Raw genomic sequence first — 14,077 nt, 5'->3', positions numbered from 1 at the left:
TAGTCAACGGATTTAAAAGGCATCAAATAGCTTACAGTATAGCACTTAGGGTGAACAAATAATCAATAGTTCTCCCTAAAAGTTCTTTAAAGATAATGAGGCTGAAACAAAAGTGTTTTTCTGGAAAAATTCGTCCCACTTTCGTTAGCTTTAATAAACGAAAAAAACGCACTCCCCCTACTGGAAAAAATTGTTCAGTAGGGTTGGAAGTGCGTTTTTTGAGAGGCCTTTTATCTTAGCCTCTTGATATAAAAAGATTACTCTGTCACATAACCGGCTGCTTGTTTACCGGCTTGTCTTCCGAAAATAATAATATCTGCAACGGCATTCCCGCCGATACGGTTTGAACCGTGAATGCCGCCTGTCATTTCACCGGCAGCATACAAGCCGTTTACCTTATTTCCTTGAGTATTTAATACTTCTGTTAAAGTATTGATGCGTACGCCACCCATTGTATGGTGAACACCTGGCGCAACTTCAATGGCATAATACGAGCCCGTAGACAAGTCTTCATCCATGGCTGTGCTGCGGTTGAAGGTTTCATCCTTGCCTTCAGCTACGGCAGTGTTCCACGCTTCGACTGTTTCTTTCAAAGCTTCTTCAGGTAAGGACATGGCCTCGGCAAGCGCTTCAAGCGACTCTCCTGTCATCACAAATCCTTCACTATCGTATTTTTCAATTGCTTTCACGCGTTCTCTGACGCCATCGTCAAAAATCAGGTAAGCCTTCTGCTCAGGCAGTGCGATAATATCTGCAGAAACGATATCCCGCGTATTCATCTCATTGGTAAAGCGTATACCTTCTTTAGATACCAGAATCGCCCCTTCACCTCGCACAGCTTCAGTGATCAAATAGCCGGAAGACTGCTGAACGGTCGGGTGGATCTGGATGTCACTCATATCAACGACATCCCCACCTAAAGCGGAAATCATGTCGATTCCTGTACCCGTGCTTCCTTCGTGATTTGTCGTTACGAATCCTTCGAGATCCGGATCGTATTCGACGACCATCTCCGGATTGGCACCAAATCCACCTGTAGCGACAACTACTGCTTCAGAATTGACCGTTCTCTCCTCTGTCTGACCGACTAGAACTTCCACTCCAGTGATTTTGCCGTCTTCTTCCAACAGTTGCGTTACTTGAGAATTAACGAACACTGGAATTTCACGTTCTTCGATGTTGTCTAAAAGTCCGTTGACCAAATACTCTCCAACTGCAGAACCGTCGGATGGGCGGTGCGTACGTTCAACGCTCATCCCACCTGTCGTGGTCAAGTTATCCAATGTAATGCCGATGGAATCCAGCCAGTCGATGGCATTTGCCGAATGGTCAACCATGTAGTGTAGTAATTCTTCGTTATTTGTTTCGTTACCGCCCGCTAAAGTTTCATTGAAAAAGGCAGCGTTTGTATCCTTAACTCCTGCTGCTTCCTGAAATTTTGTTTCCGAGGCATTCATGCCAGCAGAAGATTTTTTAGTGTTCCCACCCGCAACAGGCATCATTTCGAATATGACCGGATTGGCTCCGGCATCTTTTGCTTCAATGGCTGCTGATAATCCCGCTCCACCGGATCCAACAATGATGACGTCATAACTGTCTTCTAGTTCTGAAATATCTGTGTACTCGCGGTAAGTCGCAGATGTCACAACGTCTCTTTCTTCGCTACCCGTTTCAGTTTTTTCTACTTCACTGGCTGTTTCATCTGTAGCAGAATCTGTTGCGGCTGTATCCTCAGAATCTGAACACCCTGTAAGAAATAGCGAAATCCCTAACAAACTTCTAAGTAATAATTTATTTTTCATTGTAAAATCTCCCTTTTTTAATTGTGAATAAAATCACTTAAAAAAGAATACCATATATGAACTGATTAAACATTAAAGACAAATGGTAATTTAGTTATAAAGTGTTACGAAACCGGTTTACGTTACTGCTTTATATCCTGCCTTTAGACCCTTGTTTAAGACAAAGCCATTGATTTTCCAGTACTATTCCGATGTTAAGTCATCACGCCTTATATCATAAAAAGGACGTTAGTGAAATTTTGTCTCACCAACGTCCATTGTTGTACAACCAAAAAGGTTCCCGCTTTAGGCAGGAACCTTCCATATGTTACTGTTACGCCTTTACTGCATGTCTAATTAAGAACGCTTGTAAAAGACCTTTTTCAATTAAACTTACACCGGTCAGACATTATTCTCCGGCAGTTTTAGGATGTTTCCAGTTTTGACAGCTTATACACGCGTGCTTCATAGGGTGACAACTGCATCGTGTGATTCAAGACATCCTCGGATGCGTAATTAGACAGAAGCAGCTCTTCCATTTCCAGATCATCATCAAGACTGATCTCAGTGGGTTCATTGAACAGATTAACGATTACAGCATAACGCTCATCCTTGTATAGTCTCAGATAAGCAAAAACCTGCGGGTGTTCTTCTGCAATCAATTCATATGACCCATAAATAAGGGCAGGCAAACTTTTCCTCAGTTTGATCATTTTTTTATAGTAATTAAGTATCGAATCCGGATCTTTTACCGCTTCTTCGACGTTGATATTTGGGTAATTAGGGTTCACACCAAACCAGGGCGTCCCGGTCGTGAAGCCAGCCTGGGATGCATTTGACCACTGCATGGGTGTTCGCGCATTATCGCGCCCATTCTTCCAGATATAGCTCATCATTTCTTCATGAGACATGCCGTTCTTTGTTTCATGTTCGTACAAGTTGATCAGACCCGTATCATTGTAAGCTTCAATCGAGTCAAAGCGCACATTCGTCATGCCGATCTCCTGGCCCTGATAGATGAAGGGCGTCCCCTGCATAAAGAAATAGAAGGTCGCGAAGGCTTTTGCCGATGTTTTTCTAAAAGCAGTATCATCGCCCCAGGTCGAAACACTTCTAGGCTGATCATGATTTTCGATAAAGAGCGCATTCCAGCCTTCACCCTCAAGCCCTTTCTGCCATTTCGTCATGACTGTCTTCAACTTCTCCATATCCAGCTTGCCGTCTTTGGCTTTCCACAGTCCAAGATGATCAAATTGGAAAATCATATTAAAATACCCGTCTTCTTCTCCTATCCAGTGTCTTGCCTCTTCAAACTTAGCTCCCCCGGCCTCTCCGACAGTCATCACATCATAGTTTTTAATCGTCCTCTCAACAAATTCGCTCAAAAACTCATCGATCCCAGGCTGATTGGCATGACCTCTATTTGACTGGACATACTTTCTTTTGAGCGGGTTTGGCAAATCAGGAAAGCCTTCTCTCTTTTTGATATGCGTGATTGCATCGACTCTGAAGCCGTCGATCCCTTTATCAAGCCACCAGTTGACCATCTCATACAAGCGCTCTCGCACCTGCGGGTTTTCCCAGTTTAAGTCGGGCTGTTTTTTCGAAAAGATATGCATGTAGTATTCCTCAGTCTTTTCATCATATTCCCAGACCGAGCCGCCGAAAAAGGATTCCCAGTTGTTGACTGGCGATCCATCCGGCTTGCCCGGCTGCCAGATATAAAAGTCACGATAAGGATTGTCTTTAGACGAACGGGATTCTAAGAACCATTCGTGTTCATCTGAAGTATGATTGATCACCAGATCCAGGATGATCTTCATGCCGCGGTCATGGACTTCTTTAAGCAGCTCGTCAAAATCAGCCATCGTCCCGAAATCATCCATGATGTCATAGAAATCACTGATATCGTAACCATTATCATCATTGGGCGACTGATAGATCGGGTTGATCCAGATCACCTCGATCCCTAAGTCTTTTAAGTAATCAAGTTTCTGTATAATGCCCTGCAGGTCACCGATCCCGTCCCCATTGGAATCATAAAAGCTGCGTGGGTATATCTGATAAGCAACGGCTTCTTTCCACCACTGTTTTTTCATTTTGCTAGTTCCTCCCCGATGTTGACGATATTGTTGTCTGTGTGATCAAGCTTTTTGAAATTTTCTGTTTATTTATTCCTAAACTTATCTTATAGCCCGAAAGCGATCCATTCAACAGTAATTTTTATTCCTGAGTTCCGGTTATCAGCCTCTATTACAGGAACTCGCGTCGGATGCTCACTCTCAGTTCCGGCTATCAGCCTCTATTACAGGAACTCGCGTTGGATGCTCGCCCTGAGTTCCGGTTATTAGCCTCTATTACAGGAACTCGCTGACCATTCTGCCCTTGAGTTAGGGCTATAGAGCGTTATAACCCGAACTCGCTTCAAGGTTCCTGATCGAGTTACGGCTATTCAAAAATCTAAGCCTTGAAAAAAGACAGCCGAACTTGAAATTTGGCGGATCTTTCTTTTCAATGTTGTCAATAGTCGTCCAAAGACGACTATTTCCCTTCTTAAAAGCCCCTTAAACAGAAAAAAGCTCTGGGTTCAGCCAGAGCTTTCCTCATTCACATGATTCATATCTCGTTACTTGTTTTGACCCGGCGCTTTGCTGCTCGGGTTATCTTTCTGTGGTTTGTTCTGTCTTCCCGGTGCGTGATCGCGCGGGTGACCGTCTTGCTGGCCAGGCGCAGAGTCACGTGGGTGACCGTCCTGTTTTCCAGGTGCTGAATCACTAGGATGTTCAGGTTCTTCAGTCATGTCTCGTTCAGTAAACAAGACGACGGAAGCAGTCAAAGCATCCAGTGTGACTGTATTTTCAGAAATTTCGACACCTTCCGGCTCGCTGACCGGACGTGTGCCGGCTTCTTTGCCGTCAACCAGGACATATCCGTCAGTCAGGTCTGTGTCCAGTGTCAGCGTACGTTCTTTGTCGTCCGCATTGACCATGACCAGGTAGCTGTCGCCGTTTGAATCTTCGGCACGGTAGACGATGACCAGATCATTGTCTGCCACTTCAGGTACGTCGACTAAGGTAACCATTTCAGCGATCTCTTCCATCGTTCCTTTACTGAAGGCATCCGTGCTGCGACGCAGTGCGATCAGCCCGGCGGTATAGTCTTTCGTCTGTGTGTGGATCGGATAAGCGTCTTCATCCGTGACCTTGTTCCAGTCAAAGCGATTGATGATATCCGTTGAGTCGTAGGAATCATGAATGAAGTACGGATACTCAAACGGTTCACCGTCAGAATCAGTGATGAAGGTCGACTTGTAAGGAACCTGGTCTTCAGACACGGGTTCAATGAAGTCGGGATCACGGAACTGCTTGGTGCGGCCGTATTCCTGACCGGCATGAATGAACGGTGTGCCTTGTGCCGTCAGGACCATCAGGTTGCCTAAACGGATACGTTCGTGGATCTCTTCTTCATGCAGAGCCGGGTCTTTCTGGATCGACTGAGCGATCACGTCATGCAGCGTCAGATTGTCGTGAGCCGCAATATAAGGCACAACGTCGCCCGGATCATCCGCTGTAAAGTTCTCAGGATTTGCGGTCAGGTTATCAAAAATACGCTGGACTGAACGGGCTCCACCTGTCAGGAAGCGCGGTTCGCCTTCACTGCCGAAGCCGGATTTCAGTTCGTTTCGCATGTCGTCTGAGAAGGAAGCGACGCCGTCCGTGTGCTGCATCCAATCCTGGTCAGCCGGCATAACATCTTCGTAACCTTCGTCACCGGCAAACGTGCGCCAGCCTTCACCGATCATCAGGATGTTCGGATTCAATGCTTTCGCTTCATCGTAAGCCATCTGGATACTTTCTGCGTCATGGTCGCCCATCATGTCGAAGCGGAAGCCATCGACTTTGAATTCCTCCACCCAGTATGTGATCGAATCGACGAGGATCCGGCGGGACATCGCATGGGTCGTTCCCAGACGTCCGCCGCCAAAGTTTTCGCGTGACGTGCCGTCTGCATCCATGAAGTGGTAGTAATTCGGTTCAAGATCCTCGAAAATACTTGTGCGTGCCGTATGGTTGTAAACCACGTCTAGGATGACACCCATATCGCGCTCGTGGATCTCAGCGATCAAATTCTTGAATTCTTCAATGCGTTTTTCAGGATCTTCCGGATTTTCCGAATACATCCCTGTCAGGGAGAAGTAGCTCTGCGGGTCATAGCCCCAGTTATAGTTCGTGTCTGTTGAGGCATAGTCCAGCAGTCTTTCGCCGTTTTCAAATTCATTGGCGAAGAAGTAGCTCATCACTGGCAGCAGCTGGACATGGGTCACGCCCAGACTTTCGATGTAGTCCAGTTTCTCCACAAAGGCGCTGAACGTACCGAACTGACTGTTTAGTTCATCAGCGATCTCGGGGTCAGACGTAAAGTCTCTGACATGGATCTCATAAATGATCGCATCTTCGCGTTTTTCATAACCGTTGATATTGGCGTAATCCAGTTCCGGTCCAAGTTGGCTCGGATTCACAATCGCCGCTTTGCCGATCGTGCTGTCCGGATCACTGCTGTTCCAGGCGGCCATCGAACGGGCATAAGGGTCTAGTGCCAGCACGGTCTCGCCGTCGCGCTCGATCGCAAAGTGGTAGTAATAGCCTGTGAGATCGTCGATCCCCGTCGTGTCGGCATTAAGTTCAACTTCCCAGACACCGGAATCTTTTGCAGTCATTCGGATATCGTCACTAACGACAGTATCTTGATCGTCTTTGTCATAAAGGACGACACGGACGTCATCCGCACTTGGCGACCAGACTTTGAGTGTAGCTGTTCCGTCTTCTCTCAAATCAAGTCCCAACTCGCCGTCATAGGCATACAGGGCATCTTTCAGTCGCCAGCCCATCAGTGCGTCGACTGATTTCTCGTCAAAGCTGACGGTATAAGGAGCGTTCGCTACTGAAAAGTCACCGGTCAAAGTGACTGCATTGTTTTCTGCATCGATACTGATCGCATCGATCGTCACTGTTTCGTTATTTCCATCTGTCAGTGCAAGTTTTTCTCTGATCGTCTCTTCTGTCAGTCCTTCGACCGTATGGAAGAAGACCTCGATCTCTGTTTCAGAAATCAGTTCGGCTCTGTCCATGCCGGCCTGGCTGGCATAGTATGGATTCGTATAAATCGTTTCGTCACCTTCTCTAATAAAGACTTGTGTGTGTTCGGCTGCTTCTGTGAACATGTAATCCCCGGTCTGTTCATCTGACTCTTTGTTCAGGAACAGGAAGCCGACAGATCCAGCATCTTCAGTCAGCGGCACATCGAAATAAGCGCCGTCGTCGCCGAATGTATCGAGATCATGCGCGCCAGTCGGCCAGTCGCTTGTCGGTTCCAGGACATCTTCCCACGTCCAAAGAGCCCAGCCGTCGTAATCTGCTTCTTGACGGCTATAGTTGACACGCAGAATGTCGTCAGCCAGAGGTTCGTAGGGATAGATTGCATAGTCCGCATCTACCCAGGCTTCATTCATATTAGGAGTCAGGAGACGGACGCTCATCTCCCCTGTCAGATTGGCACCTGTTGTGTCATTTATCAAAAAGCCGATCAGTTCAGGATTCTCTGCCAGTTCGATGTCCAGGTAATAGCCGTAGTCTGTTTCAACAGCATCGCCGAATGACAAGGCGCCTGTCGGCCAGTTTTCTGAAGGAGCCGCTACATCTTCCCAAATCCAAAGACCCAGAGTTTCCGGATCAGTTGACGGAAGGCTTTCAAAATGGAGGCGAAAAAATCCGTCTTCCACTTCCTTTTCTTCTGTCTGTCCATCTTCTCCCGGTACACTGACTTCTTCAGAGACCAGTTCGCCGTTTTCGATAGTCAAAAGCGCCGTCCCGCCATCTGAAATGGCTGGGATCGTAAAGGTCAAGCTGTAAGTGCCGTCTTTTTCCATCGCCTGCATGGTTTCAAGTGAATAGTGATCGGTCAGCTGAGCTTCAGCTGTAGCCGTTTCCACTGTGATGATCTGCGGTTCGTCTGAAACGTTGAAAGCCATGTAAACAGACTCATCTTCAAGTGAACGTTCCACCATCAGCCACTGGTCATCGTTGGAACCCAAGAAAGTTTCGCGGTTTCCGCGTGCCAGCAGTTCACTGTTTTCATTTCTGAATGACAGCAGCTTCTGATAGTGGTCCAGAACCCCGTTGTTTTCGACTTGGTCCCAGCCAAGATTATAGCGGTTATCATATTCCGGCCAGTTGTTGGCACCGCTTTGCCCCAGTTCTTCACCGTAATAAATGACGGGCTGACCTTTAGCAGTCATCTGCAGGGAAGCAGCTAGTTTCAGTTTTCCTTCATCATTTCCTTGAGAGTGAAGGAAGCCGTCTTCATCGTGACTGCCTAGGAATTGTCCCAGGGTAGCATCGCTTGTAAGTGTGTTGTTGCGTTCGATCAGTGTATCGTTGGCTGTTTCCAGATTCCCGCCGGCAAAAGCAGCTGCCACGTCTTTAAAACCAAAATCGAGCAGGCTGTCCATCATGCCTGTTTCCAGATACCCATGGTCGCTGATATAGTTGGCGCCCCATGATTCTCCGATCAGTTTGAAGGACGGGTCTTTTTCGACTAATTCATTCTTAAAGTGCTGCCAGGTCGTATCGTCGACGTGCTTGACGGTATCCACGCGGTAGCTTGAAATAGCATTCCCCTGTGCCGTCGTTGATTTTTCGACCCAGGAAGACTGCCACTGGACCAGCTGTTCGCGGACGTCCTGTCGCTCAGTTTCAAAGTCAGGCAGACCGGACAGTTCCATTTTCAGGTCGCCCGCGCCAGATGTTTCTCTCAGCATGCCGTCAAAGACTTGACGGTCTTCATTTGTCGGATAGCCCTCGGGCGCATTTTCCATGCCGTCGGTCGGATGCATGCCGTAGCCTGCATGGTTCAGGACCACATCGACCATGATATCGATGCCGCGGGCTGCCGCTTCATCGATCAGGGTGTGAAATTCTTCAAGGGTACCAAGGTGCGGATTCAGTTCTTCAAAATCCTGCGCCCAGTAGCCGTGATAGGCATAGTAACTGCCTTCTGAGGCATCCGTATTGACGTCCTGCGCCACGTTTTCGACGATCGGTGAGACCCAGATCGTTGATACGCCCAAGTCGTCCAGATAGTCCAGGTTTTCGGTGACCCCGTTGAAGTCCCCGCCCTGATAGGCCCCGCGCGGATTATCTGCACTAGCATAATCCAGACCGTACGGATCATTGTTCGATTCATCGCCGTCAGCAAAGCGGTCGGTGAGCATAAAGTAAATGATCTCTTCATCCCAGTCTCGCTCGCCTTCAGCCTTGGTCCTGGCTTCGATCGTCACATCTGTCTGTGTGCTGTAGCGTCCGTTGTTCTCGTCCCAGACACTGACAGGGATCGTATAAGTCCCCGGCTGAACGGTATGATCAGCGGACAGGGTGACTCGGTTGAGCTCCGGCGAGATAGCCAGGTCGCTTGGACCGCCGATCGCTGAGGCATCCGCCTCGATACGGTCGATAGCCAGGTCTGAGTTGTTCGTTATCGTGACATCAAGAAGACCGTGTTCATTGTAATTGAATGAGCGGTCGACGGCAGCTTCCACAGTGATGTCAGCTGTGCCTTCTGATTCTTCCGGTGTTTCTTCTTCTACAGTTTCAGAGATATAAAAAGGATTCGTAAAGGTCTGATCAGGTTGTTCATCGGTGACAAAAACCTGATTCTGTGTATCGAAGGAAGCAAAAGACAGATCACCGGTCAGTTTCACATCATCCTGCGTCCGGTCAACGATCAGAAAACCAACGCTTCCTGCGTCTGCATTGACGGGAATATCAACATAAGCTCCATGCTTACCGACCTGATCAGCTGAGAATGGTACCGCATCTGTCGGCCATTCCTGCGGCTGATTCGGTGCATCACCCCAGAACCAGACGCCGAGGTCGTCATAATTGACCGCATCATTCAAGTAATGCACACGAAGCGTCGGTGTCTCAAAATCGACGGGTTCAAAATACGAGATCGATCCGTCTGAACTGACCCAGATCTCATCCACTTGGGCATGGATCTCTGCGGTCAAGTCTGCATCGATGTACTTGGTCCCGTCGCCGTAAACAGCCACAAACCCGACCTCCTGGGCGTCATCGATGATTTCTACATCCTGATAGTAGCCGAAATCAGTGGTCTGTTCTTTGGAAAACAGCGAGCCATTCGGCCAAGTGTTGCCGTCAGCGTCCGACGGGGTGACGACATCTCCCCACAGCCATAGAGACAAGTCGTTAGCGATCGACTCTGTTTCCATATGTATCCGGACCGTCCGGCTTTCTTCAGCCTGGACCAGCGTGACAAATGGAAAAACATTAGCTAACGTCTGGAAAAGCAGAACGACCGCAAAGAATGCGGATAAAGCAGGTTTCGTTTTTCTGTTCATGTGATTCTCCCCTATAGTTTTAGTGTTAACGCTCTCATTTTCGGCAAAAAGAAACTCTCCCCACAAACAAACGTAAGGAGAGTATGGAATTGTGTTATAAGTGTTACCCTTTTGTCGCGCCCGATGCCAGTCCGGAAATCAGATATTTCTGCAGCATCAGATAAACTGTAGCGATCGGTACAGCAATCAGTACAGCACCGGCAGCAAAACGGCTGAAGTTGTTAGAGAACTGCGCGTTCACGAAGTTGTAAAGCCCCAGCGCCAGCGTGTAGTTCTCAGGACTTCTAAGAACGATACGCGGCAGAATAAAGTCCATGAACGGGGTCATGAAGTTGAACAAGGCCACAACAGATAAAATCGGTTTGGCCAGTGGCAGGAGGATCTGGAAAAAGATCCTGAAGTGCCCGGCCCCGTCCATCTTAGCTGATTCATCCAGCGATTTCGGCAGGGTGTCGAAGTAACCTTTGACCAGGAAGGCATTCATAGGAATCCCTCCGCCGATATAGATGAGGATCAGACCCCATAAGTTATCTAGCAGTCCTACGATATTAAGCAGGATGTACAAGGCTACCATAGCCATCAGTACCGGGAACATCTGCAGGAGCAGGAAGGCATACAAACCGTTCTTGCGTCCTTTGAACCGGTAACGGGAAAAAGCATAAGCGACAAAACTGACTGTCAGTGTGGTCACGACTGTCACGACTGTGGATACGAACAAGGTGTTTCTGTACCAGAGCAAGTAGTCACTTCTTGGACTCGTAAACAGCCATCTGAAATTTTCCAGTGACCAGGTTTCCGGAGAAAGGGAAGCTGTATAAAGGTTACTTGTTGTGTTCATCGACATCGCAAAAGCCCAGTAAAGCGGGTAAGCAATGATGACAAACATGATAGCCAAGATGAAGTAGATGAGAGCAACTTCAAAGCGGCTTTTTTCTTTGCGGCTGTATTGTCGGTCGCGCATTTTACTGAAAAGTTTTTTCATTACATGTTACCCTCCTCTTTGAATGAGCGTGAGCGTCTGAACTGGAAGAATGCGAAGGTCGCGACGATCAGTCCCAGTATCAGTGATATGGCAGCAGCCATACTGAATTGTGAGTTAGTAAAGGTCAAATTATAGACCCAGGAGATCAGGATATCTGTTCCGCCGGCATTCTGTCCGCGAACAGCCGGACCCCCTTCATTGAACAGATAAATAATATTGAAGTTATTAAAGTTGAAGGTATACTGCGTCAAGAGCAGCGGACCTGTCGCAAACATCAGATGCGGGAACGTGATGTTTGTAAATTTCTGCCAGCGCGATGCACCATCCATCTCTGCCGCTTCATACCAGTCATCGGATATTCCTTGAAGGACTCCGGAGAACAACGCATAAACATACGGGAACCCGAGCCAGACCTGGATCATGATGATGGCGATCCGACTCCACATGACTTCTGTCATCCAGGGTATCGTCGTATTGAATAAGGGCTGAATGATGTCTGTGTTGATCGCACCAAAGTTGTCATTGAACAAGGCAGAGAAAATGATGATTGTAACAAAGCCGGGCACAGCCCACGGCAGGATCAGGACGGTTCGGATCAGTTTCTTGAATTTTATCCGCTTATCATTGGTCAGGATAGCCAGGAACATCGCCAGAGCGATCTGCAGTGTGGTTGCAACGAATGTCCAGGTGATCGTCCAGGTCAGAACACTGATAAAGGTGTCACGCCATTCAGATAGCGTCACTAGACGAATAAAGTTTTCAAAGCCGACCCACTGAAGCAGGTTACGCGGTGGTGCATTATACAAGTTGTAGTTGGTGAAAGCTAAAAATCCCATGAATAAAAGCGGCAGGATGACCACAAACACTAGGAGGGCAAATCCGGGACCGATCAGGACATACGGAAAAGCGGTATCCCAGGAATTGCGGAAGTTTTCCATCACCCCTCCGGGAGTCCACCCGTCTCTGATTTTCTGTGCTTCATTTTTTGCATCCTGGATATTGACCCAGTAGAGTGATGCGTAGAACACAGTGAAAAGCAGTGCCAGGATTCCTTCGATCATGAACACACGTGAATCATCCACACGTGCCTCTGTCCCCAAAGTGATGAGTCCCTGCAGTCCGGAAGCGACAAAATCGAACATCACGAATGCAAACGCGGCAAACAGTATGAACAGCGCAATCCCTTTCAGTTTTCGTTTATTATATATTTGACCCATACCCGGAATGATCGACAACAGCATCGCCTTTTTGGGGCTGTGGTCCAGATTCTTCACCCGAGTCTGAGACGGTTTATTTTGATTCTCGTTACTAGCCATAATCTCTCTCCTTCTACTCTCCCTATAGCAGTCACTTATGTCTAAAGAGTTGACTGAATCAGCTCTATACACATAAATAACTAAGATGAAGAAGGAGATTGAGTCTGTTATTGCTCAATCTCCCTTTTCAAATTAGCTTGACGTCAAACTGCGATTCTTATTATTGACCCATCAGTGAAATTTCTGATTCGATCGTTGAAACAGCTTCGTCTAAGACTTCCTGTACATCATCACCTTGCTGGATGAATGTTAATGCGTCATTCATTGGCTCCCAAACTTGTTGCATTTCTGGGATATTTGGCATTGGATGAGCATTTTGAGTCTGGGCGAAGATCGGTGCCATCAATTCATCTTCGATCTCAACAGCAGTATGCGCAGGCAGTTCACCGGCTACTTCATAGTAAGTTTCTGAGCTTTCTGCATTCGTCATGTAAAGTGCCAATTCAGTTGCCCAGTGCTGATCTTCTGAGTAATAGTTGACTAACCAGCCTTTGTTTCCTGAGAATGAGTTCAATGGTTCGCCGTCCTGCGTTGGCAGTTCTGCAACCATCAAGCTGTCTCCAAGAGCTTCCTGATAGTCTGGAATAGCCCAAGGGCCGTTGATGATCATGCCGACTTGACCGTCCATGAATAGGCTGTTAGCAACTTCCAGGTCAGTCCCTTGAGGCATTAGTCCATCTTCGAACCAGCCTTGGATTCTTTCTACAGCAGAAACAGCTTCTGGTGTGTTCAAGCCGATATCTGATGTGTCATATGAACCGTCTTCGTTCTGTGCAAAAATGTAGCCGCCGTCAGCAGTGATGAACGGATATGTGAAGTACAAGTCTGCAGCATTCATCATGAAGCCGTATTGTTCGCCTTCTGTCAGTTCAGCTGCTGTTTGTGTCAGCTCTTCCATTGTTTCCGGTACTTCATCAACTAAATCTGTATTGATGAACAGGCCGTAAGTTTCAACAACCGCTGGAATACCGTACTGTGCGCCTTCATAACTGAATGCTGTCACAGCATCTTCGTTATACTCGCCTAGACGTTCCATCTGATCATCGGTCAGCTCAAGTTCTGCAGCTAAACCTTGCAGATGGATATCGCCCATACGGTCATGCGGCTGGAAGAACAGGTCTGGACCTTGTCCACTTGGTGCATCCAAGCTCATTCCTTCTGTCTGTTCAAGCATGCTGTAAGGTGTGATCTCGACTTCAATACCATGTTCTTCAGTGAAGTTTGAAGTGATTTCTTCGTAGGCGTTCAATTGTGCTTCTTCATCGTTGACCCAAATATGTAGCGATTCAGGTTTTTCAGGAGTGTCCTGGCTTGCTGTTTCGCCTTCTGTGGTTGTATCTTCTGAGGTTTCTTCAGTTGTGTCTCCTGAAGTATCTTCTGAATCCGTGTTGTCGCCTGTTCCGCATGCTGCAAGGACCCCAGCTGTTGAAAGCAGTAACATTCCTTTGTACCATAACTTCTTATCTATCATTGTGTTGCCTCCTATTTTTTATATTTGTTTCTCGTTCCTTACATCAGTTTGCCAAACAAAAGGAAAAGGCTTTCCAAAATCCAGTTTGTTTAGAAAAGGTGTTGTAAGTGA

Annotated in this window: 6 protein-coding genes; all 6 read right to left on the bottom strand. The window is 47.4% G+C overall.

Annotation, left to right across the window (positions count from 1 at the left end; all coding sequences use genetic code 11):
* Positions 1-257: 257 nt before the first annotated feature.
* The 6 genes from BMX84_RS06955 to BMX84_RS06930 all read right to left on the bottom strand — a co-directional run bounded on the left by BMX84_RS06955 (position 258) and on the right by BMX84_RS06930 (position 13,966).
* Entirely contained in the window at positions 258-1,802 is a 1,545-nt protein-coding gene (locus BMX84_RS06955) for a flavocytochrome c (protein ID WP_091488380.1), read from the bottom strand.
* Positions 1,803-2,206: 404 nt separating this feature from the next.
* Positions 2,207-3,880, bottom strand: a complete 1,674-nt coding sequence (locus BMX84_RS06950) for a glycoside hydrolase family 13 protein (RefSeq protein WP_091488377.1) — start codon at positions 3,878-3,880, stop codon at positions 2,207-2,209.
* A gap of 527 nt (positions 3,881-4,407) precedes the next feature.
* On the bottom strand, positions 4,408-10,197 hold the full coding sequence (locus BMX84_RS06945) for a pullulanase (RefSeq protein ID WP_091488373.1): 5,790 nt from the start codon (positions 10,195-10,197) through the stop codon (positions 4,408-4,410).
* Positions 10,198-10,300: 103 nt separating this feature from the next.
* On the bottom strand, positions 10,301-11,179 hold the full coding sequence (locus tag BMX84_RS06940; RefSeq protein ID WP_246119121.1) for a sugar ABC transporter permease: 879 nt from the start codon (positions 11,177-11,179) through the stop codon (positions 10,301-10,303).
* Positions 11,179-12,495 (bottom strand): sugar ABC transporter permease, encoded by a 1,317-nt coding sequence (locus BMX84_RS06935; protein ID WP_091488372.1) that lies wholly within the window; start codon positions 12,493-12,495, stop codon positions 11,179-11,181. The genes BMX84_RS06940 and BMX84_RS06935 overlap by 1 nt, the downstream gene beginning before the upstream one ends.
* 160 nt (positions 12,496-12,655) lie before the next feature.
* Complete coding sequence (locus BMX84_RS06930) at positions 12,656-13,966, bottom strand: sugar ABC transporter substrate-binding protein (protein ID WP_091488371.1); 1,311 nt, start codon at positions 13,964-13,966, stop codon at positions 12,656-12,658.
* Between the last annotated feature and the right edge of the window lie 111 nt (positions 13,967-14,077).

Origin of the sequence: Alkalibacterium putridalgicola, assembly GCF_900109825.1 — a bacterium.
Classification (GTDB): Bacteria; Bacillota; Bacilli; order Lactobacillales; family Carnobacteriaceae_A; genus Alkalibacterium; species Alkalibacterium putridalgicola.
This window is presented reverse-complemented; position numbering and strand designations above follow the sequence as displayed.

What these genes read in the sequence shown, in the direction of transcription:
- BMX84_RS06955 (WP_091488380.1), bottom strand. Translation starts at nt 1,802, where the DNA reads ATGAAAAATAAATTATTACTTAGAAGTTTGTTAGGGATTTCGCTATTT.
- BMX84_RS06950 (WP_091488377.1), bottom strand. Translation starts at nt 3,880, where the DNA reads ATGAAAAAACAGTGGTGGAAAGAAGCCGTTGCTTATCAGATATACCCA.
- BMX84_RS06930 (WP_091488371.1), bottom strand. Translation starts at nt 13,966, where the DNA reads ATGATAGATAAGAAGTTATGGTACAAAGGAATGTTACTGCTTTCAACA.
- BMX84_RS06935 (WP_091488372.1), bottom strand. Translation starts at nt 12,495, where the DNA reads ATGGCTAGTAACGAGAATCAAAATAAACCGTCTCAGACTCGGGTGAAG.
- BMX84_RS06945 (WP_091488373.1), bottom strand. Translation starts at nt 10,197, where the DNA reads ATGAACAGAAAAACGAAACCTGCTTTATCCGCATTCTTTGCGGTCGTT.
- BMX84_RS06940 (WP_246119121.1), bottom strand. Translation starts at nt 11,179, where the DNA reads ATGAAAAAACTTTTCAGTAAAATGCGCGACCGACAATACAGCCGCAAA.